This is a genomic window from Streptomyces sp. NPDC053367 (assembly GCF_044545925.1).
Lineage (GTDB): Bacteria > Actinomycetota > Actinomycetes > Streptomycetales > Streptomycetaceae > Streptomyces.
Genome location: NZ_JBITYN010000003.1, coordinates 250,788 through 271,102, shown reverse-complemented (window position 1 = coordinate 271,102; position 20,315 = coordinate 250,788). Strand labels below are relative to the sequence as shown.

General features: G+C 72.0%; 18 protein-coding genes and 1 tRNA gene. 7 read left to right on the top strand and 12 right to left on the bottom strand.

The annotated features are described in order from the left end of the window. Positions 1-86 precede the first annotated feature (86 nt). Positions 87-2,093, top strand: coding sequence for a Stk1 family PASTA domain-containing Ser/Thr kinase (pknB, locus tag ACIGXJ_RS10880; protein WP_399643034.1), 2,007 nt, complete (start codon positions 87-89; stop codon positions 2,091-2,093). A 66-nt stretch (positions 2,094-2,159) separates the two neighbouring features. Here pknB and ACIGXJ_RS10875 read toward each other — a convergent pair whose 3' ends face one another. The 5 genes from ACIGXJ_RS10875 to ACIGXJ_RS10855 all read right to left on the bottom strand — a co-directional run bounded on the left by ACIGXJ_RS10875 (position 2,160) and on the right by ACIGXJ_RS10855 (position 5,911). Beyond that, entirely contained in the window at positions 2,160-2,918 is a 759-nt protein-coding gene (locus tag ACIGXJ_RS10875; RefSeq protein WP_399643031.1) for a class E sortase, read from the bottom strand. Positions 2,919-2,931: 13 nt separating this feature from the next. After that, positions 2,932-4,026: a class E sortase gene (locus ACIGXJ_RS10870; protein WP_399643029.1), complete on the bottom strand. Its 1,095-nt coding sequence runs from the start codon at positions 4,024-4,026 to the stop codon at positions 2,932-2,934. Beyond that, positions 4,023-4,661: an aminodeoxychorismate/anthranilate synthase component II gene (locus tag ACIGXJ_RS10865; protein ID WP_399643027.1), complete on the bottom strand. Its 639-nt coding sequence runs from the start codon at positions 4,659-4,661 to the stop codon at positions 4,023-4,025. Before ACIGXJ_RS10865 ends, ACIGXJ_RS10870 begins: the two co-directional genes overlap by 4 nt. Beyond that, a complete protein-coding gene (locus ACIGXJ_RS10860) occupies positions 4,658-4,819 on the bottom strand; it encodes a hypothetical protein (RefSeq protein WP_399643025.1) in 162 nt (53 codons plus the stop codon). The genes ACIGXJ_RS10865 and ACIGXJ_RS10860 overlap by 4 nt, the downstream gene beginning before the upstream one ends. A gap of 234 nt (positions 4,820-5,053) precedes the next feature. Then, positions 5,054-5,911, bottom strand: coding sequence for a DUF881 domain-containing protein (locus ACIGXJ_RS10855; protein ID WP_399643023.1), 858 nt, complete (start codon positions 5,909-5,911; stop codon positions 5,054-5,056). A 151-nt stretch (positions 5,912-6,062) separates the two neighbouring features. Between ACIGXJ_RS10855 and crgA the strand changes: the two genes are divergently transcribed. Then, the gene (gene crgA, locus ACIGXJ_RS10850; RefSeq protein WP_399643022.1) at positions 6,063-6,317 is read left to right on the top strand and encodes a cell division protein CrgA; all 255 of its coding nucleotides are present in this window, start codon (positions 6,063-6,065) and stop codon (positions 6,315-6,317) included. A gap of 268 nt (positions 6,318-6,585) precedes the next feature. Here crgA and ACIGXJ_RS10845 read toward each other — a convergent pair whose 3' ends face one another. Both ACIGXJ_RS10845 and ACIGXJ_RS10840 read right to left on the bottom strand, forming a co-directional pair. Next, complete coding sequence (locus ACIGXJ_RS10845; protein WP_399643020.1) at positions 6,586-7,464, bottom strand: rhomboid family intramembrane serine protease; 879 nt, start codon at positions 7,462-7,464, stop codon at positions 6,586-6,588. A 187-nt stretch (positions 7,465-7,651) separates the two neighbouring features. Then, positions 7,652-8,179, bottom strand: coding sequence for a peptidylprolyl isomerase (locus ACIGXJ_RS10840; protein WP_399643018.1), 528 nt, complete (start codon positions 8,177-8,179; stop codon positions 7,652-7,654). A gap of 232 nt (positions 8,180-8,411) precedes the next feature. On the opposite strand from ACIGXJ_RS10840, the gene ACIGXJ_RS10835 reads away from it, so the two are divergent. After that, positions 8,412-9,113: a DUF5324 family protein gene (locus ACIGXJ_RS10835; RefSeq protein ID WP_399643016.1), complete on the top strand. Its 702-nt coding sequence runs from the start codon at positions 8,412-8,414 to the stop codon at positions 9,111-9,113. A 213-nt stretch (positions 9,114-9,326) separates the two neighbouring features. On the opposite strand, the gene ACIGXJ_RS10830 is transcribed toward ACIGXJ_RS10835, so the two are convergent. Next, positions 9,327-9,399, bottom strand: a tRNA-Ala gene (locus ACIGXJ_RS10830). 178 nt (positions 9,400-9,577) lie between these two features. On the opposite strand from ACIGXJ_RS10830, the gene ACIGXJ_RS10825 reads away from it, so the two are divergent. Together ACIGXJ_RS10825 and ACIGXJ_RS10820 are read left to right on the top strand one after the other, a co-directional pair. Next, on the top strand, positions 9,578-10,126 hold the full coding sequence (locus tag ACIGXJ_RS10825; RefSeq protein ID WP_399643014.1) for a helix-turn-helix domain-containing protein: 549 nt from the start codon (positions 9,578-9,580) through the stop codon (positions 10,124-10,126). Positions 10,127-10,285: 159 nt separating this feature from the next. Beyond that, positions 10,286-11,878 (top strand): protein kinase, encoded by a 1,593-nt coding sequence (locus ACIGXJ_RS10820; RefSeq protein WP_399643012.1) that lies wholly within the window; start codon positions 10,286-10,288, stop codon positions 11,876-11,878. Here the strand turns inward: ACIGXJ_RS10820 and ACIGXJ_RS10815 are convergent. Together ACIGXJ_RS10815 and ACIGXJ_RS10810 are read right to left on the bottom strand one after the other, a co-directional pair. Beyond that, positions 11,865-13,187 carry a hypothetical protein gene (locus ACIGXJ_RS10815; RefSeq protein ID WP_399643010.1) on the bottom strand — a complete coding sequence of 441 codons (1,323 nt, stop codon included), beginning with the start codon at positions 13,185-13,187 and terminating at the stop codon, positions 11,865-11,867. The two genes, ACIGXJ_RS10820 and ACIGXJ_RS10815, sit on opposite strands and share 14 nt — an antisense overlap. Positions 13,188-13,289: 102 nt before the next feature. Next, complete coding sequence (locus ACIGXJ_RS10810; RefSeq protein ID WP_003999697.1) at positions 13,290-13,418, bottom strand: DLW-39 family protein; 129 nt, start codon at positions 13,416-13,418, stop codon at positions 13,290-13,292. A 339-nt stretch (positions 13,419-13,757) separates the two neighbouring features. Here ACIGXJ_RS10810 and ACIGXJ_RS10805 point away from each other — a divergent pair, with 339 nt between their 5' ends. Continuing rightward, positions 13,758-14,294: a DUF6344 domain-containing protein gene (locus ACIGXJ_RS10805; protein WP_399643008.1), complete on the top strand. Its 537-nt coding sequence runs from the start codon at positions 13,758-13,760 to the stop codon at positions 14,292-14,294. A 476-nt stretch (positions 14,295-14,770) separates the two neighbouring features. Next, a complete protein-coding gene (locus tag ACIGXJ_RS10800) occupies positions 14,771-15,520 on the top strand; it encodes a glycosyltransferase family 2 protein (RefSeq protein ID WP_399643679.1) in 750 nt (249 codons plus the stop codon). Between the two features lie 25 nt (positions 15,521-15,545). On the opposite strand, the gene ACIGXJ_RS10795 is transcribed toward ACIGXJ_RS10800, so the two are convergent. Together ACIGXJ_RS10795 and ACIGXJ_RS10790 are read right to left on the bottom strand one after the other, a co-directional pair. After that, entirely contained in the window at positions 15,546-15,734 is a 189-nt protein-coding gene (locus tag ACIGXJ_RS10795) for a ferredoxin (protein ID WP_399643006.1), read from the bottom strand. Between the two features lie 210 nt (positions 15,735-15,944). Next, on the bottom strand, positions 15,945-19,973 hold the full coding sequence (locus ACIGXJ_RS10790; protein WP_399643005.1) for an AAA family ATPase: 4,029 nt from the start codon (positions 19,971-19,973) through the stop codon (positions 15,945-15,947). Between the last annotated feature and the right edge of the window lie 342 nt (positions 19,974-20,315).

Here is a 20,315-nt window from a genome sequence, read left to right as displayed (position 1 = left end):
GAGCCGGGTACGGTAGGGCCCGGACGGCAGCCTCCACCCGCACGGATGTGCGGGTCGGGACCGACGGAGAGGGCTGGTAGGTAGCTATGGAAGAGCCGCGTCGCCTCGGCGGCCGGTACGAGCTGGGCCAGGTGCTCGGCCGTGGTGGCATGGCCGAGGTCTACCTCGCGCATGACACCCGCCTGGGCCGCACCGTGGCGGTGAAGACGCTGCGCGCGGACCTCGCGCGCGACCCGTCCTTCCAGGCCCGGTTCCGCCGGGAGGCCCAGTCGGCCGCCTCGCTCAACCATCCCGCGATCGTGGCGGTCTACGACACGGGCGAGGACTACATCGACGGGGTCTCGATCCCGTACATCGTCATGGAGTACGTCGACGGCTCGACGCTGCGTGAGCTGCTGCACAGCGGCCGCAAGCTCCTGCCGGAGCGCTCGCTGGAGATGACCATCGGCATCCTCCAGGCCCTGGAGTACTCCCACCGCAGCGGCATCGTCCACCGGGACATCAAGCCGGCCAACGTCATGCTGACGCGCACCGGCCAGGTCAAGGTGATGGACTTCGGCATCGCCCGCGCCATGGGCGACTCCGGCATGACGATGACCCAGACCTCCGCCGTCATCGGCACCGCCCAGTACCTCTCCCCGGAGCAGGCCAAGGGCGAGCAGGTCGACGCCCGCTCGGACCTGTACTCGACGGGCTGCCTGCTCTACGAGCTGCTGACGGTCCGTCCGCCCTTCGTGGGCGACTCCCCGGTCGCGGTGGCCTACCAGCACGTCCGCGAGGAGGCCCAGCCGCCGTCGGTCTTCGACCCCGAGATCACGCCCGAGATGGACGCGATCGTGCTGAAGGCCCTGGTCAAGGACCCGAACTACCGCTACCAGTCGGCCGACGAGATGCGCGCCGACATCGAGGCCTGCCTCGACGGCCAGCCCGTCGCCGCGACGGCCGCGATGGGTTCGGTCGGCTACGGCGGCTACCCCGACGAGCAGCCGACCACGGCCATGCGCTCCGCGGACGCCGGCGCCACGTCGATGCTGCCGCCCATGAACCCGGACGACGGCGGCTTCGGCTACGACGACCGCCCCGACCGCCGCCGCCAGAAGAAGTCCAACACCTCCACGATCCTCCTCGTCCTCGCCGCCGTACTGGTCCTGGTGGGCGCGATCCTGATCGGGAAGTGGATCTTCAGCGGCGACGGGGTGGGCAACAGCACCGCCAAGGTGCCCAACTTCGTCGGGCTCACCCGGGACCAGGCCGAGCAGCAAGCCGGCAACGTCGGCCTCAAGGTCGCCTTCGACCCCAAGCCCTGCGAGGAGATGGCCAAGGGCAAGGTCTGCGACCAGGACCTGGACGCGAACGCCACGGTGGACAAGGAGTCGACCGTCAACCTCGTCCTGTCGACGGGCGCGCCCAAGGTGGCGGTCCCCAGCGTGATCGGCGACAGCCTCGACGAGGCGAAGGCCGAGCTGGAGGGCGACGAGTACAACTTCACCGTCAAGGTGACGTACAAGGAGTCCTCGGAGGACAAGGACACGGTCCTGGAGCAGGAGCCCGGTCTCGGCGAGGAAGTGGAGAAGGGCTCCACCATCAGCCTCACCGTGGCCAAGGAAGAGGCCAAGGAGACGGTCCCCGACCTCACCGGCCAGGACTGCAACGCGGCCATCGCCCAGCTCCAGGCCAACAACCTCACGGGCACCTGCACCAACGTCCCGACCGAGGACGACAGCCAGAACGGCAAGGTCATCAACACCTCGCCGGAGCGGGGCACGGAGGTCGACCCGGGCTCCAGCGTGACGATCAACATCGGTGAGAAGAAGAAGACCGAGGTTCAGGTCCCGGAGGTCCGCAACCGGACGCTGGGCGAGGCCAAGCAGATCCTGAACGCCGCCGGCTTCACCAACGTCGTGATCAACGGCGACGGCAACGACAACGCCTTCGTCGTGGACCAGGACCCGAAGCCCGACAAGAAGACCGACGACCCGGCGGGGACGCAGATCACCCTGACCACCGTCAGCTTCGGCCAGAACCAGAACGGCGGAGGCAACGGCAACGGGGGAGACGGCGGGACCGTCATCTTCGGCGGCACGATGGGCTAGCGCCCCGCCGCACCGCACATGACGGAGCCCCGGCCCCCTGTCCCAGGGTGCCGGGGCTCCGTGCTGTCAGCCGCGCAGTTCCTTCGGCGGGGTCCGCTCGTCGTCCACCTTCTGCACGCGGACCAGTTCTCCCCACACCACGTACCGGTAGCGGGAGGTGTAGACGGGGGTGCAGGTGGTGAGGGTGATGTACTTGCCGGCTTTCTTCCTGCCGGACTCCCTGGGGACGGCGGCGAGGACGTCGACGTTGTACTTCGAGGTCTCGGGGAGGGTCGCGAAGACCTTGTAGACGTACCAGGCGGTCTTCGTCTCGAAGACGATCGGGTCGCCCTCGTCGAGCTTGTCGATGTCGTGGAACTTGGCGCCGTGGCCGTCGCGGTGGGCGGCGAGGGTGAAGTTGCCGTTGCGGCCGGACATGGGGAGGGTCGCCTTGACGGGGTCGGTGTAGTAGCCGGCGACGCCGTCGTTGAGGAGCTCGGTGGTGGTGCCCTTCTTGACGAGGATGTCGCCCTCGCCCATGGCGGGGACGTGGAGGAAGCCGATGCCGTCCCTGGTGTCCAGCGTGCGCGGGCCGGTGTCGCGGGACTCGGCCCAGTGGTCGCGGACCTTGTCGCTCTCCTTGTCCGCCTTGCGGTCGGCGAGGACGTTGGTCCACCACAGCGAGTAGACGACGAACAGGCCGAGCACCAGGCCCGCTGTGATCAGCAGCTCGCCGAAGACGCTGACCGCGGTGGCGATCCGGCCGGGGCGGCGGCGCGGTGCGGCAGCCTGGTCCGGGAGGTCCGCGCCCGTGTGCTCTTCGGTGTCGTCGGTGGTCGCTGCCACTGTTCTTCCGCCCTTAACTGACTAGCGCATCGGGCTTGCCCTTGCTGCGCGGCCGTTCCTCGACCATCTTGCCCCAGACGATCATCCGGTACTTGCTCGTGAACTCCGGCGTACACGTCGTGAGGGTGATGTAACGCCCCGGAGCCGTGAAACCGGAGCCCTTCGGGACCGGGTCGAGCACGCTGACGTTGCTCGGCGAGGTCACCGGCAGGATCGAGGCCATCTTGTAGACGTAGTACGTGTCCTGGGTCTCGACGACGATCGGATCGCCGGGCTTGAGCCGGTTGATGTACCGGAACGGCTCACCGTGCGTGTTGCGGTGCCCGGCGAGCCCGAAGTTGCCGGTCTTCGCGTCCGGCATCGCCGTCTTCAGCGCGCCCTCGCCGTAGTGCCCGACCATGCCCTTGTCGAGCACCTTCTTGTTGCTGACGCCCTCCGCTATCGGCACCACCACGTCCAGCTCGGGGATGCGCAGGATCGCGAAGCCCTCGCCGGGCTCGAAGACGTCCGGCTTGCCCTCGCCGCTGGCCCAGTCGTCCTGGAGGTCCCTGGCCTCGGCGCCGGCCTGCGCGTGCGCGCGGACGTTCGTCCACCACAGCTGGTAGGTGACGAACAGCAGCATCAGCACGCCGGTGGTGATGAACAGCTCGCCGATCACCCGGCTCGCCACTACGGCCGGACCGGGCTTGCGTGCCCGCGCGAGCCGGCGCGCCTCGACCCGCGAGAGCGGTCGCTCGGGCTCCGGGGCCGTACCGGCGGGCGCCGCTCCGCCACCATGACGCCCGTGGCGGCGCTTGGCGGCCTTTCTGCGGGCCGCACGCCCCCCGCCGGGGTGTCCGACTGCCGCGGAGGTCTCGGAGGCGCTCAGCGGGCCGGATATGGACTCGTCCGCGACGGCCGGCACCCGCAGGGCCACCGTCTCGTCGTCCCGCGGGGGTTCGTAGGGGACCTCGTACGGCTCTCCTTGGTACGAATCGCCCTGGTACGAGTCGCCCTGGAGCGACTTCGCCTGGTACGACTCCCGCTGGTACGGCTCCTCCGACGGGTACGGCGCATACGGCTCCCGCGCCGGCACGTACCCCTCCGAGCCGTACCAGTCCGAGGTCACGCCGTGGCCCTGCCCACCACCGGGGCGAGCCCCGCGGACCGCCCCACCGCGCCCTGGTCGCCGCACTCCGCCAGCCAGTTGGCCAGCATCCGGTGGCCGTGCTCGGTCAGCACCGACTCGGGATGGAACTGCACGCCCTCCACCGGGAGTTCCCGGTGCCGGAGCCCCATGATGATCCCGTCGTGCGTCCGCGCGGTGACCTCCAGCTCGGCCGGGACCGTGGCGGGCTCGGCGGCCAGGGAGTGGTAGCGGGTCGCCGTGAAGGGGGAGGGCAGCCCGGCGAAGACGCCCCGGCCCTCGTGCTCCACGAGCGAGGTCTTGCCGTGCAGCAGCTCGGGCGCCCGGTCCACGACACCGCCGTACGCCACCTGCATCGACTGCATCCCCAGGCACACGCCGAAGACGGGGACACCGGTGTCCGCGCAGTGACGGACCATGTCGACGCAGACGCCGGCCTGCTCGGGGGCGCCGGGGCCGGGCGAGAGCAGGACCCCGTCGAAGCCGTCCTGGGCGTGCGCGGTCGACACCTCGTCGTTGCGCAGCACCTCGCACTCGGCGCCCAGCTGGTACAGGTACTGGACCAGGTTGAAGACGAAGCTGTCGTAGTTGTCGACGACGAGAATGCGCGCGCTCACTGGTTGTCCACCGTCACATCGTTGAAGGGAAGCAGCGGTTCCGCCCACGGGAAGACGTACTGGAACAGCACGTAGACCACGGCCAGCGCCAGCACGAGCGAGATCAGCGCCTTCACCCACACGTTGCCCGGCAGATGCCGCCAGATCCAGCCGTACATGCCGTCCCTTCCGTCCGTGCTGCGGCATCTTTCCTCACGCCGCCCGAACCAGATTAACGGCGCAGGGCCTCCCGTTGGCCTTCGTCCACAGGCTGGGTCTCGTCCAGGTCCGCCCGGACGATCAGCCGGTGGTCGTGGCCCCGGGGGCGCGGAGGACGGGGTCGACGACGGCCGTGTACGGCCGGGGCGGCCGAGGGTGCTGACGGCGACGCGCGCCGACGCTCCGGAGGGGAGTCACTCCACGGGCTCGGCGTAGTGCAGATCCACTGTGCCCGAGTAGCCCGGCAGCGTCACCGTCCCGTTCTCCTCCACTTTCCAGCCGAGGCCGTAGACATTGACGTACACCATGTAGTTCTGGATCGCGGGGCTCGCGCCGAGCGCCTTCTGCAGCTTCTCGGGGTCACCCACAGCCGTGATCTTGTACGGCGGTGAGTAGACGCGGCCCTGGAGGATCAGGGTGTTGCCGACGCAGCGCACGGCGCTGGTGGAGATCAGCCGCTGGTCCATGACCTTGATGCCCTCGGCGCCGCCCTGCCAGAGCGCGTTGACCACGGCCTGGAGGTCCTGCTGGTGGATGACCAGGTAGTCGGGCTGCGGCTCGGGATAGCCGGGCAGTTTGGCGGTGGCGTCCGGCGGGGCGTCGTTCAGGGTGACCGTGATGGCCTCGCCGGTGAGCTTCTGGGTGCCGGCGTTCTCCTCGAGGGCGGCGAGCTTGGCGTCCTCGGCGGCGGTGGAGCCGTCGTCGCCCTCGGCGAGGGACTCGACCCGCTCGCGCAGGGCGGCGTTCGACTCGTCCAGTTCGCCGTTCTTGCGGCTGCGTTCCTGGATCAGGTCGGAAAGCTTCAGCAAGGACGTGTCCGTGCGGATATTGGTGCCCTTGGCCGTATTGAAACTGGTGATGAAAAGGAGGCCGGCGAGGGCGAAGACGGCGACCGTGAGCACCCGCACGGGACGGAAACGTCCACGGCGGCCGCCACCGGATCCGCTGTCGGCTCCCGTAGTGGGCCCCGTACCGGATCCGGTGGTGGATCCGGTGGTGGATCCGGATCCGGTACTGGATCCCGGCTGGGGAGAGTCGGCAGAATTGCTCAACGTACCCTTATCTCCTTCGGCGCCACGGAAGCACTACGCTAACGGACGCCCGGGGGAGCAATCGGATTCGTCCCGGCGGACCCTTGTACGCTGCCCCGAGCCCGACCCAGACCCTGCGCGGCCACGCAGCGCATCGACAGGAGAGACCCTCGTGCCGAAGTCACGTATCCGCAAGAAGGCCGACTACACGCCGCCGCCCGTCAAGCAGGCGCAGGCCATCAAGCTCACCAACCGCGCCTGGGTCGCGCCGGTCATGCTGGCCATGTTCCTCATCGGCCTCGCCTGGATCGTCGTCTTCTATGTGACCGACGGATCGCTGCCGATCGACAGTCTCGACAACTGGAACATCGTCGTCGGCTTCGGGTTCATCGCGGCCGGATTCGGCGTCTCGACGCAGTGGAAGTAACGGCCTCCGGGCGCTGAACACACCTCTGCCCAGGGGTATCCACTGAGTTATCCACAGCCACTTTCCACATGCTGGGGAAAAGAAAGACGATCTGTGGATAACCTCTTGGAGGTTGACGCCGGTGTGACGGAACGACCGGCCCGAAGCCTCGCTCGAAATCTTGTTCGCCCCCTGCCTGACCTGCGGAAACTCGGGTCAGGCTCAGGGGGCACAGCTGTTCGCGCACACTGTGCACAGCTTTGGCGACAGGCTGTGGACAACAGCCCGCTCAGGTGAGCTGGGCCGTCCTCAACAGGGTGGCTACGACGATCACGGCCCCCACCAGCGCACAGGCCCCGTACTGCACCAGCGCCCGCCGCTCACGCGGGGCGTGGACCATGGCGTAGGCCAGCGCCGTACCGGCGACGAGACCGCCGATGTGGGCCTGCCAGGAGATGCTGGTTCCCGGACTGAACGTGAAGACCAGGTTGATCGCCAGCAGCACCAGCACGGGACGCATGTCGTAGTTCTGCCGGCGCAGCAGCACGGCGAGGGCACCGAACAGGCCGAAGATCGCGCCGGACGCCCCGAGCGTGGCCGTCGCCGGATCCGTCAGCAGATAGGCGAGGGTGCTGCCGGCCAGGCCGGAGAGCAGATAGAGCGCGAGATAGCGGACCCGGCCGAGCGCGGCCTCCACCTGGCTGCCGATGATCCACAGGCTGAACAGGTTGAAGCCGATGTGCCAGTACTCCGCGTGGGTGAACGCCGAGGTCAGCAGCCGGTACCACTCGCCCGCCGCGACGCCTTCCGTCGCGGTGAAGGGCGCGGGCGGCCAGGCACCGATCAGCGCCAGGTCGAGCCCCACCGAACGGCGCGCCCGCACGGCGACGAACACCGCGAGGTTGAGCACGATCAGGATCTTGGTGATCAGCCGGGTGTCACCGACGACGGTGGCTCCGGCGATGGTGCGGGGCGCGGTGGCACGGGCCACGGGCCCGCTGCCGTCGGTGGTGCCCCGGACGCACTCGGGGCACTGGAAGCCCACCGAGGCGCTGATCATGCACTCGGGGCAGATGGGGCGCTCGCAGCGGGTGCAGCGCACGCCCGTCTCGCGGTCCGGGTGGCGGTAGCACACGGGGATCCGCTGCGCGTCCGGCACCTGCTGCATGGGCGTCCCCTCGGTCGTCGGGCAGAACGAAAGGGCGGAAGGACGATCGCCCCGCTCATCCCTACGGACGAGCGGGGCGATTGGTTCCCGTCGGGAGAAGACGGGCCAAGCCGCTCAGCGCTTCGACGTCAGCGCTTCGACCGTCAGCGCTTCGACGTCAGCGCTTCGACCGTCAGCGGTTCGACCGTCAGCGCTTCTCGACGACGACCGACTCGATGACGACGTCCTTCAGCGGGCGGTCGGTGCGCGGGTTGGTCTGGGTGGACGCGATGGTGTCCACGACCTTCTGGCTGGCCGCGCCGGTGACCTCGCCGAAGATGGTGTGCTTGCGGTTCAGCCACGCCGTCGGGGAGACCGTGATGAAGAACTGCGAGCCGTTGGTGCCCGGGCCGGCGTTGGCCATGGCCAGCAGGTACGGCTTGTCGAAGCGCAGGTCGGGGTGGAACTCGTCCTTGAACTGGTAGCCCGGGCCACCCGTGCCGTTGCCCAGCGGATCGCCGCCCTGGATCATGAAGCCGCTGATGACCCGGTGGAAGACCGTGCCGTCGTAGAGCGGGGTCGCGGACTTCACACCGGTCTCGGGGTTGGTCCACTCACGCTCGCCCTGGGCGAGCTCGACGAAGTTCTTGACCGTCTCCGGCGCGTGGTTCGGGAACAGTCGAACCTCGATGTCGCCGTGATTGGTCTTGAGGGTGGCGTAGAGCTCTTCGGCCACGATGTGCCTTCCGTTGTCTTCCTGTGACCCCCCGATCCTCGCACGCCGTGCACCGTGCGTCGTCCGGCCCGGGCGTTTCCCAGCAAGACCGGGCAATCCGTGGCATTGTCGACGACAAGCTCCCGTTACTACCCGAATGCCCGCCCTCACATGCCGCGGCGCGTTCGGGGAGGCATGATCCGTAAAAGGGTGGAAAGTCGAAATACCGTACGCCACCGAGGAGGAGGATCCCGTGACCCGCATCGACAGCGTGCGCGCCGCGACCGGCTCGGCGAAGGACAGCGTGCTGCACGCCGCGGAAGTGGTGGCGCCCTACGCCGACACCGCCAAGGAAAGGGCCGCGCTGTACGCGCACGAGGCACGCCTGAAGATCGCGCCCAAGGTCTCCCAGGCCGCTGGGCAGGCCCGTGTGCAGTACGCGTCCCACGTCGCACCGCGACTGGCCGAGGCGAGGGCGCATGTGCCGCCCAAGGTCGACCATGCCGCGCAGGAGGCCGCCGCGCGCACGCGTGTCGCCGCGCGGCAGGCCGCCGAGTATTCCAGGCCCATGATCGAGCAGGCCATGGCCGCTGCCGGGCCCGCGAAGGACGAGGCCGCGGCGCGCGGTGCCGCGGCGCTGGCCGCGCTGCGCGGCCAGGTCACGGCGGAGGACATCCGCAAGCTGGTCCGCAAGCACGAGCGGCGGGCCCGCGCCGGCCGCGCCGTGAAGTTCGTCGCGATCTGCGGCGTGGTCGCCGGCGGCGCCTTCGCCGCGTGGAAGTGGTGGGACAAGCAGGCCAACCCCGACTGGCTGGTCGAACCGCCGGCCGCCACCGAGGTCCCCGAGCCGACGACGCTGACCTCCGTCGACGGCAGCGGCGTGCTGGACCCCGAGGTCGAGGCCAAGGAAGCCAAGGAGGCGGAGGAGGCGGCGGACCGCGACGACCAGCGCTGAGCGCTGTCGCGGTTCGGCGGCCCGCGAACCGGCCGCTCCCGGCGATACACCGAACCGGCCGTTCCCGGCGAAGCCTCGAACGGCCGCTTCCGGCGAACCCCGTCCGATCCGTGCGTCCGCACGCGGTCCGGCGGGGTTTCCGCCATCCGCCGCGACGGCGGCAAAAAAAGCCCTCCGAACCGCGTTCTCGCAGTTCGGAGGGCATTTCGCGCGTGGAGCCTAGGGGAGTCGAACCCCTGACATCTGCCATGCAAAGACAGCGCTCTACCAACTGAGCTAAGGCCCCGCGACAAGCGGCCCGCCGGAAGTGCCTCGCACCGGCGGGTGCCGCAGACCAGAGTACCGGGTCACCCCGGGGATCTCGCAAAAAGATTGGGGCTCCCTGCGGCCGACCACTCTCCGTAAGATGCTCGGCGTGGTTCGCTACAGCGAACCGCGTTTTGGGGAAGCGATGGGGAGACGCAATGGACGCCGCACAGCAGGAAGCCACCGCGAGAGCGCGGGAACTGCAGCGGAACTGGTACGGGGAGCCGCTGGGGGCGCTCTTCCGTAAGCTCATCGACGATCTTGGCCTCAACCAGGCTCGTCTCGCGGGGGTACTGGGACTGTCGGCACCGATGCTGTCGCAGCTGATGAGCGGTCAGCGGGCGAAGATCGGCAACCCTGCCGTCGTCCAGCGCGTGCAGCTGCTCCAGGAGCTGGCCGCGCAGGTCTCCGACGGCAGCGTGAGCGCCGCCGAGGCCACCGAGCGCATGGACGAGATCAAGAAGTCGCAGGGGGGCTCCGTGCTGAGCAACGTGACGCAGGCGACGAGCACTTCGGGTGCGCCGACCGTCAAGCGGGTCGTCCGTGAGATCCAGTCGCTGCTGCGTTCCGTCGCCGCCGCCGGTGACATCATCGACGCCGCCGACACCCTCGCCCCCACGCACCCGGAGCTCGCCGAGTTCCTCCGTGTCTACGGCGCCGGCCGCACCTCCGACGCCGTCGCCCACTACCAGGCCCACCAGGCCTGACCACCGGGTCCGGCCGGCCGAGGGGGTCGGACGGCCGGACCCGCACCGATCACCCCGGCCGGTGCCGGGGAGTACGGACGAGATGCCTGGGGAGTAAGGGGAGCGAGGGACCGGGGGCGGGGCCGACGTCGGCCGCAGGGGGAGGAGCAGCGCACAGCGATGGGTGAGGTGTTCGCCGGCCGGTACGAACTGGTCGACCCGATCGGACGCGGCGGCGTCGGAGCAGTCTGGCGCGCCTGGGACCACCGCCGGCGGCGCTATGTCGCGGCGAAAGTGCTCCAACAGCGCGACGCCCACTCCCTGTTGCGCTTCGTCCGCGAGCAGGCGCTGCGGATCGACCACCCCCATGTCCTCGCTCCCGCCAGCTGGGCGGCCGACGACGACCAGGTCCTGTTCACCATGGACCTCGTCGCCGGGGGCTCGCTGGTCCATCTCGTCGGCGACTACGGCCCCTTGCCGCCCGCCTTCGTCGCCACGCTGCTGGACCAGCTCCTGTCGGGCCTCGCCGCCGTGCACGCCGAAGATGTGGTGCACCGCGACATCAAGCCCGCCAACCTCCTGCTGGAGGCCACCGGGACCGGGCGCCCCCGGCTGCGCCTGTCCGACTTCGGCATCGCCATGCGGCTGGGCGAGCCGCGCCTGACGGAGACCAACCTCGTGGTGGGCACGCCCGGCTATCTCGCACCCGAGCAACTCCTCGGCGCGGAGCCGGACTTCTCCGCCGACCTGTTCGCCGTCGGGCTGGTCGCCCTGTATCTGCTGGAGGGCGCCAAGCCGGACACCAAGGCGCTCGTCGAGTACTTCACGGCGCACGGCACGCCGAGCGCGCCCAAGGGCATTCCCGAGCCGCTGTGGCAGGTCGTGGCGACCTTGCTGCAGCCCGATCCCGAGGCCCGGTTCCGTACGGCCACGGGGGCGCGCAAGGCACTCGCCTCCGCGGTGGAACTCCTGCCGGAGCCGGGGCCCGACGACGAGTTGATCGAGATCTTCGACCAACTCGGTCCGCTGCCCCCGGGGTTCGGGCCGCACGGGCCGCTGAAGCGGGCGCCCGGGGTGGAGGACCCTTCGGGGGAGGTGCCGAGCTCCCCAGGGCCTGGCGCGACGGCAGGTGATCCTCGTCAGGCCACGGGCTCCACGGGGTCGTCCCGGCCGCCGGCCCCCCAGGACGCCCATGACCTCCGAGCCCCTCACGCGTCCCCCGCACCTCCGACACCTCCGGCGTCCCCGGCCTCCTCGCCGTCCCCGGCCTCCTCGCCGTCCTCGGCTCACCAGGTCCGCCAGGTCTCCATGTCGGACACGGGCAGTTTCCCTCTGCCCCCGCCGATGCCGCCCGGGCCCTCGGCTTCCCACCAGCAACCCCCGCCCCAGGGACAGTCCGGGCAGCACGTACCGCACGCACATCACCCACAGCCGCCGGATCCGGCGCGCTCCGGCGACCGCCGCCCCCGCGCCCCCCTGGCACCGCCGCAGACCCGTCTCGCGCCTTCGCCGTACGAGCCCACCCACGGCCCCTTCTCCCTCCAGCCGCGTGCCGACGCCTCCACCGCCTCGTACACCGCTCGGGACCCGCAGGTTCCCGCCCCCGCGCCAGAGATCCGGCAGGCCGTGCCCCACGGCTCGGACGAAGGCCGGCAGCGTCCGCACCGTCGACGCCGTCGACGCCCTGGGCCGCCCGCCAAGGTGACCGTCCCGGTCCTGCTGCTCGCCCTGGTCTGCTACGCCGTGGGCTTCTGGGCCCTCACCCGGCTCTGACGCCCCGCCTCCGCGCCACCGCCGTCCACACCCCGAGCCCCGCCAGCAGCGCGCTGCCGCCGCCGATGCCGCCCACCGCCAGGGCCCTCATCGCGGCCTCGTCCGCCGCGCCCCCGCCGGACCCTCCCGGCAGCGAGGACGATCCGCCCGCCACGTCGAAGATCCCCCGCGGCAGGGGCTCCCCCGCGTAACCGGGCCCCGAGCCGGCCGCTCCCGAGACGCGCAGGCGCAGGGTCAGCCCCAGCGGGCCGTCGCCGAAGCGCTCGGCCACCTGGGAGGAGAGGTGGACGGCGAGGTAGTACGAGCCGGCGAACCGCATGCCGCTGACCCGGTCGGCGACGGCGAACCGGTTCTCGTGGCCGACCGGCGGCAGCGGATCCAGGTCGGCGGACTGCTGCCGCCCGTAGTAGCCGGTGCTCGTGCCCTCGACCGGACCGCGCGCCGGGTTGTAGAGGGTCAGGTCCAGCGCCCCGGCGGTCGCCCCGGTCCGCCCGGGCGAGCTGCCCAGCTCGGCGGCGACGTACACCTGCTGGCCCCAGCCCAGCGGGACCTCGTAGTACAGCGTCTGCCCCGGCCGGATCCCGTCCCGCCAGACTCCGTGGCCGAGGCGGGTGGCCCGCGCGAAGCCGGGGCCGCCGGTGCGGGCGACCGGGTCGCCGGTGAGCTCGGCCGGCGGAGCGGAGTTCCAGCTCTCGGGCGCCTCGGTCGCGCCGGTCCGGGACAGCCCCGGTTCCGACACGGTGGTCAGCTCCAGCTCCCAGTCCCCCGACACGAACGCGTCCGCCCCGTCGCGCTCCCTGCCGGCCTCCTCCACCACGACGTAGAACGTCCCCGCCTCCTGGCAGCGCGACCTCCGCGAGGTCAGCTCCCGCATCCCCCACACCGTGAGGGGACGCGCACTGCGGACGCTGCCGAAGGTCTCGGTGTCCACGGAACAGATGCCGCCGTCGACGTCCTGGACGGACACCCTGACGCCGTCGAGCGCGGAGACGTCGGCGTTCGAGGGAGGCACGGCGGTGGCGGAGACGTACGCGTTGGCGGTCGAGTCGAGTTCCAGGCGGTAGTAGGCCTTCGCGCCGTGCGGCAGGGAGCTGCGATAGGTGCCGCCGAGCTCCAGGCGCTCGGCGTCGGTGCTGCTGCCCGCCGCGGGGACGCTTCGCGCATCCTCCGTGAAGGCGAAACCGCCCGCTGGATCGGCCGCCCGGGCCGGCCCGGCCCCGAGCGCCGGCGCCAGGACCAGCGCGGCGCTCGCGCAGAGTACAGCCGCACCCGTCCGCCCGCACGCCCACGCCGTACGCCGCCGCCCCATCGCGCGCCACCCCTCCCGTCGGCCGGGGCCCATCCTGCCGCGCGCCCCGGACACACAAAACCCCGGCCGCGCGAGCGGCCGGGGTCTGCTCGAATCAGGAACTCACGAACCCGTGGGCACGGAGTCAGTCGCCTCCGTCCACAGATCCTGCTCGGCGCGATCCGCCTGGATCTGGCGGTACACGAGGAGCCCGCCGATGGCGGCCAGTGCGACCAGGAGAAGCTTCTTCACCGCGCGACCTCGTCTTTCCTTGACGTAGGGGACCTCTGGCGCCCGACTATACACACCGCCCGATATCGATCGGTGACCTGCGCGGGCCCCCCAACTCGGGTCCCGTACACCGTAGTAGACGGCCGTTCACCACGGTGATCTGAGGGTGATCACACCCCTACGGGTCGTGACCATTCGCACCGGCTTCTCCCCTCTCACGGCTTTTTACGGGCTCTTGCACCCATTCGTGTGGTGTTCATCTGAAGATCGACGCGCCGGGGGCGTCGGTCCACCACTTCCCGAGCCGCATACACATCATGAGGAAAGTACGCAAATCGCCCAACCCGAAAGTGAGGGGTCATGGCCCGGAACAAGGTCATGCAGCTGTGGACCGCCTTCGTCACCGCCTTCCTCGCGCTGTGCACGGCGCTCGGTCTCGTCACCACCACCGCCGCCACGGCCGCCGCCGCGCCGGTACCGCAGACCGAGACCCCGCGCAACAGCAGCGCCCCGCTCGCCGTGCCGGCGGCGATGCCCCTGTGGGCCTGGTCCCACGCCAGGTCACTGCCGCCCACGATGAAGCAGCGCATCCGCGCCGAGGCCCACGGCAAGAGCCCGAGCTGCCGTCACCTGCCCCTGAACGACACCGAGGACACGACCGCCCAGGAGACCGGCCCCTGCGCGGAGGACGCCGAGGGCGCCGAGACCGCCGGCAACAGGGGAAGCGGTGGCAGCACCGACAACGCCGGCCACACGGGTTACGCAGGCAGCACCGGTTACGCAGGCAGCGCCGGCACCGGCAGCACCGGCAGCACCGGCGGCACCGGCACCGTCAGCGCCCTCGGCAGCAGCGGCGCCGACCGCGCCGAGGGCACCCCCCGGCACCAGGAGCACTGAAGCCGCCCACGGCTCTCACCGCTCCAACACCCTTCAGTGCAGCACGGCTTGAAGTGACACCCCTTGTATCCCCACCGACGGACACCCTCCGTAGGCTGATGCCGATGATGAGCAGCAGCAGCCGCCACGAGCACCGGTGACCGCAGGTGACCCAGAACCCCGAGCCACCCCCTCCCCGCACCCGCGCCGTGCATGACGACCGGCGCCACCGAAGGGAGAAGGACCGTGCCCGGCAGCCCCTCGTCCGACGGACGAGCACCGGAGCCACCGAGCACGAGACCGGGCTCACCGCACAAGAACCGCCGCGAGACCTGACGCAAGACGTACCGGCCCCATCCCTGCTGACCCAGGCCCCCCTGACACAGGACCACCCGCAGGACCCGCTCCTCCACACCGAGTGCGACGCCGTGACGGCCTCCGAGGAACTCGTCGAGGCCTTCGGCGTACCCGAGGGCACGCCCCTTCCGCACCGGCGCATCACCGTCGTCACCGCGGTCCACGCGCCCTCCGCGCCCTTCCTCCGCGATGCCTACGACTCGCTGTGCGCGCAGGAGCTGCCCACGGGCTGGGACTGGCACTGGCTGATACAGGAGGACGGCCGGACCGACGCCGTGGCCCCCCATGTGCCCGGCGACGCGCGCGTGACCTTCCGCCAGGGCCGCCCGGGACGCCCCGGCGGGCCCGGAGTGGCCCGCACCCTGGCGCTGGCGCACGCCGACGGCACGTATGTGAAGGTCCTCGACGCCGACGACCGGCTCACCCCGGGCGCCCTGGCCCGCGACCTCGCCGCGCTGGAGGCGGACCCCTCGATCGGCTGGGCCACCTCACGCGTCCTCGACGCGCTGCCGGACGGCTCCACCGTGGGCTTTCCGGGCGACCCGGAACCCGGCCCGATCGAGCGCGGCGCGGTCTTGGCCGCCTGGAAGGCCGCGGGCTTCCGCGCCCCGGTCCACCCGGCCAGTCTCTTCGTACGACGGGAGCTGCTGCTCGCGCTCGGCGGCTGGATGGCGTTGCCCGCGTCCGAGGACACCGGCCTGCTGCTGGCGCTGGACGCCGTGAGCCGGGGGTGGTTCACCGCGGAGGTGGGGCTGCTCTACCGCAAGTGGGAGGGGCAGGAGACCGGTCAGGCGGCCCATGCCGACCCGGCCGAGCGGGCGGCGCGCATGGCGGTCGCGGAGGCACGCGCGCGTGCGCTGAGGGACCTGGAATGGCGGGCCGCCGTCTGACCGGCCCGGCTCGACCCGCTCCGGCTCAGTCCTCGGTCCGTATCGCCTGCGACGGGCACTTCTCCGCCGCCTCCCGCACCAGCGGGTCCGCCCCGGTGCCCTCGCGGCCCGGCAGGACGGCGCCGAACCCGTCCACGACCGTGAAGACGGTCGGCACGCGGTACGCGCAGTCGCCGGAGCCGTAGCAGAGTTCCCGGTCGATGGACACCTTCATGCGCACTCCTGCCCTCGGGGTCGACACGAGGGGTGACTGCCCAGGGACCGGTGCCCCGAACCGGCCGGTCGCCGACGACCCGTCAGACGAACCGAGGCGCAGACGAAAAGGGCCCGATCGCTGGCGACGGGGGATGCACCAGCGATCGGGCTGACACCAACCCTAACAAGGCTGTCAATGCCCGGGAACAGTGCCGTTCCGGCCGGTGTCTCAGTCGTCCCCGCACGGCGCCGAATAGGACAGCCGGGGCAGGTATTCCCGCCACTTCTCCGGCGTGAGCACTCCCCGGGTGACCCGGCAGATCCGCTCCACCGCCGCGTCGACGTCCAGGTCCCACAGCCGTACGGTGTCGGTGCCGCTGGAGACGCCGAGCATATGGCTGACCGGGCTGAAGGCCAGGAACGTGCCGGTGCGGGCGTTGGGGCTCATCGACTGCCCGATCGCGGAGGCGTCGGCCGGGTCGGACACGTCCCACAGCCGGACCGTGTCGTCGTTGCCTCCGCTGGCCAGCCTGCGGCCGTCCCGGCTGAACGTCAGCGACACGATCGCCTCGCTGTGCCCCCTGAGGGCGGACAGCGGGACCGCCCTCAGCGGGTCGGCGATGTCCCACAGCCGGACCGTGTTGTCGTCGCTGCCCGCGGCCAGGGTGCGGCCGTCCGGGCTGTACGCCAGCGCGTTCACCGGCCCCGAGTGCCCGGTCAGGGGCACCCCGAGCCGCTCGGCGCGGCGCGGGTCGGCCACCCGCCACAGCCGGATCGTGCCGTCGGCCCCGCCGCTGGCCAGGGTGCGCCCGTCCGGGCCGAACACCAGCGCGTTCACATAGCCGGTGTGCCCCTTCAGGGGCGGCCCGTAGGGGCGCGGGTGTGCCGGGTCCGTCAGGTCCCACAGGCGCACGGCACGGTCGTCGTACGCGGTCGCGAGCGTCCGGCCGTCCGGGCTGAACGCGAGCGTGCTGGGCCCGGCGAACCGGGTGCGCAGCGGCAGTGGCCGGCCGTGGGGGACCGGGCGGGCGGGGTCGGAGACGTCCCACAGCTGCACCGCACGGCTGCCGGTGACCACCGCGAGGGTACGGCCGTCGGGGCTGAACGCCAGTGACTGCGCGTCCCCTTCGGCCGGCCGGAACGGCCTGCCCAGCAGGACGGGCCGGGCGGGGCGCCGGATGTCCCACAGCCGGACGTGCTCGTCCCGGGAGGACGTGGCGAGCACCCGCCCGTCCGGGCGGAAGGCGCCGATCCGGCCGACCATGTCCGAGGTCGGGATGGACCACAGCCGTACGAGGCTGTCACCGCTGCCGGTGGCGAGGGTCCGCCCGTCGGGGCCGAAGCCGACCGCGTACATCTCCCCGCTGCTGCCCGCGAGCGGCTCGCCGACCTGCGAGGGGAAGGCCGGGTTGCGGACGTTCCACAGGCTCGCCGTGCTGTCGGCGCTGCCGGCCGCCAGCATCGTCCCGTCGGGGCTGAACGCCACGGACCACACGGGCCCGGTGTGCCCGGTCAGCGGCGAGCCCAGGGCCGTGCCCCGGCGCGCGTCCCACAGCTGCACGGTGTCGTCCGCGCTGCCGGAGGCGAGGGTGCGGCCGTCGGGACTGAAGGCAACCGAGTGCACGGTGCCCCGGTGCCCGGCCAGCGGCCCGCCCTTCTGATGCCAGTCGGCCGTGTTCCACAGCCGTACGGTGTCGTCGTCGCCGCCGGTGGCGAGGGTGCTGCCGTCCGGGCTGAAGGCGACGGCCCGCACCGCGTCCTCGTGCCCGGTCAGGACGCCGGTGCGACGCGGGCGGGACGGGTCCGCCAGGTCCCACAGGCGGACGACGTGTTCCTCGGTGGCGGCGGCGAGCGTACGGCCGTCGGGGCTGAAGGCGAGCAGGTAGACGGTGCCGTCGTCGGCGCTGACGGGCTCGCCGAGCGGGCGCGGACGCGCCGGGTCCGACACGTCCCAGCGGCGGATCGTGCCGTCGTCGGAGGCGCTGGCCAGGGTGCGGCCGTCCGGACTGAAGACGGCCGTGCTCACCCAACTGGTGTGCCCGGTCAGCGGCTTGCCCAGCGGCTTGGGGCGGGTCGGGTCGGACACGTCCCACAGGCGGACCGTGCGGTCGTAGCTGGCGGTGGCCAGGACCCGGCCGTCGGGGCGGAAGCTGGTGAGGTAGACGGCGCCCCTGTGCCCCCTCAGGGGCGTGGCCAGGGGCGCGTTGACGATCGAGACCAGCCGGTTGCCGGTGCCCTCGTCGCCGGGGCGCAGCCGGTGCGCGACCAGGTCGAGCTGCGCCGACAGCGACGGGTCGGTGTACTGCACCCGGTCCGCCTCGGCGAGGACGTGCTCGAACACCGCGTCGTCGCGCTGCTGCCACGCCACCACGGCCGCGCCGACGGCCACCACCGCGAGGACGAGCAGCGCCGACACCGCGGCCCGGCCGAGCCACACCGTGCGCCGGCGCAGCCGGACCGAGGCGGCCAGGAACTCCACCGCGCTGCGGGTCAGCAGCGTGCCCCCGGCCGACCTGGCCCAGCCGTGGGCCTGTTCCAGCCGGGAGCCCCGGTAGAGCAGGGCGGAGTCGCGGCGGGACTCCTCCCAGGCGCGGCCGTCCTCCTCCAGGCGCTGGCGCAGCAGATTGCCGGTGCGGTCCTCGTCGATCCAGTCGCGCAGCCGGGGCCAGGCGTGCAGCAGCGCCTCGTGGGTGATCTCCACCGTCTCGGCGTCCAACGTCACCAGCCGGGCCCGGACCAGCGCCTCCAGGGACTCCTCGGTCTTGTCCGGGTCGGTCGACTCCTGCGCCAGCTGGCGCCGGGTGCCGCGGCGGCGCGTGGCCTGGGTGTCCTCGCCGAGCCGGACGAGCCTGAGCAGCAGCAGCCGGGCGGCCGCGCGTGCCGCCGGGTCCAGCCCCGACCAGGCCCGCTCCGCGGTCGCCGCCACCGCGCCCTGGATGCCGCCCGCCGCGCGGTAGCCGGCCAGGGTGAGCCGGCCTCCTTTGCGGCGCTGCCAGGTGGCGAGCAGCGCGTGGGACAGCAGGGGCAGCACCCCGGCGTCGTGCGCGCCGCGCGGCCCGTCGGCGCTCACCTCCCGCACGATCAGCTCCGCGAGGCCCGGTTCCAGCTCCAGGCCGACCGCCTTGGCGGGGCCGGTGACCGCCGCGCGCAGCTCCGCCGTGGTCAGCGGGCCCAGCACCATGTGCCGGTGCTGGAGGGCGTCGGCGAGCTCGGGGTGGCTCAGGCACTGCTCGTAGAAATCGGCCCGGATGCCCAGCACGACCAGCACGGGCGCCGGTTCGCCCCCGTCTCCGGGCGCGGCCGCGGCGTGCAGCGTCCGTACGAACGTCCGCCGGGCCGCCTCGTCGGGGCAGAGGGTGAAGGCCTCCTCGAACTGGTCGACGATGACGACGGGCCGGCCGCAGGGGGAGGCCTCCCGGCCGGCCCACGCGCCGACGGCCGTCCGGACGGCGCGGGCGAAGTCGTGGCTGTCGGGGTCGGGGAGGGGAGCCGTGCGGGGGCCCAGGACCGCGCGCCCTCCTGGCGGTGCGTCAGCGCCGTCCGGTGTCCCGGGCCCGGCCGGCTCCGCCCGGGCCGTCACGGCCACGCCCGCCAGGTCCGGGATGCGCCGGATCAGCTCGGCCGTGGGGTCGGCGCCCGGGACCAGCTGGAGCACGGTGCGCGGCTGGTCGGCGTCCTCGCGCAGGGCGGGTACCAGGCCGGCGCTCAGCAGCGAGGACTTGCCCGCGCCGGAGGCGCCGACCAGCATCACCAGGCCGCCGGTGGCCTCCACCTCGCGCAGCTGGGCGACCAGCGCGGCCGTACTGCGCTCACGGCCGAAGAACCAGCGGGCGTCCTGCTGCCGGTAGGAGGCGAGCCCGCGATAGGGGCAGACACCGGAGACGGGCTGCTGCCGCTCCGGGTCCTCGCCCGGCTCGGCCGGGCCGGCCACCGCGCTCTCCCACAGCCGCTGCCACTGGGCCAGTTCGTACAGCCCGGGCGACACGGGTGTGGGCCGCAGACGGCGCGCCTGGGGTATCAGCACCTGGAGCACGGCCGCGAGGGCGGTGAACTGCGCGGGTACGTTGCGTGCGCGCCGCCAGTCGCTGATGCGCTGCGCTGAGACCCGTACGGGCCGCCCCCGCTCGTCGACCCGCTGCAGCCGCGTCACGGCCTCGGACACCCGCTTCAGCGGCGGGTTGCCGGCCTCCCTGTAGAGCAGGGCGAGACGTTCGGCGAGGGCTGTGCGTGCCTCTGAGACGGCGCTCAAGGTGTCCACCCCCTGCTTCCCTCCGCACCTCGGCGTCCGGACCGGAAAACTCACCTTATACGGCTGACCTGCGACAAAGCCTCGATCCGGACACCGGACGCTCCTCCCGGAAGGCCTCACCAGGCAGGATCATGCTGCGGTCGCGTACGCGCCGGTCAGTCCGGGGACGTACGCGCGTCCGCTCGATCCACGCCGACAGGATCGACCCGACCCCACCGTCCGGTACCGGTCCCCACGAGGGGAGGGACCGGTACCGGACGAGGGGGGCGGCAGCTCCCCCGCGGCCGTTCCACAGGACCACACGGAAACGCAGATCGGGCGCCTCCCGCAGGGGAGACGCCCGATCTTCTG

Coding starts and splice junctions, on each gene's coding strand:
- pknB (WP_399643034.1), top strand. CDS start 87: ATGGAAGAGCCGCGTCGCCTCGGCGGCCGGTACGAGCTGGGCCAGGTG.
- ACIGXJ_RS10860 (WP_399643025.1), bottom strand. CDS start 4,819: ATGTACGGCTGGATCTGGCGGCATCTGCCGGGCAACGTGTGGGTGAAG.
- ACIGXJ_RS10845 (WP_399643020.1), bottom strand. CDS start 7,464: ATGCAGCAGGTGCCGGACGCGCAGCGGATCCCCGTGTGCTACCGCCAC.
- ACIGXJ_RS10825 (WP_399643014.1), top strand. CDS start 9,578: ATGGACGCCGCACAGCAGGAAGCCACCGCGAGAGCGCGGGAACTGCAG.
- ACIGXJ_RS10820 (WP_399643012.1), top strand. CDS start 10,286: ATGGGTGAGGTGTTCGCCGGCCGGTACGAACTGGTCGACCCGATCGGA.
- ACIGXJ_RS10815 (WP_399643010.1), bottom strand. CDS start 13,187: ATGGGGCGGCGGCGTACGGCGTGGGCGTGCGGGCGGACGGGTGCGGCT.
- ACIGXJ_RS10805 (WP_399643008.1), top strand. CDS start 13,758: ATGGCCCGGAACAAGGTCATGCAGCTGTGGACCGCCTTCGTCACCGCC.
- ACIGXJ_RS10795 (WP_399643006.1), bottom strand. CDS start 15,734: ATGAAGGTGTCCATCGACCGGGAACTCTGCTACGGCTCCGGCGACTGC.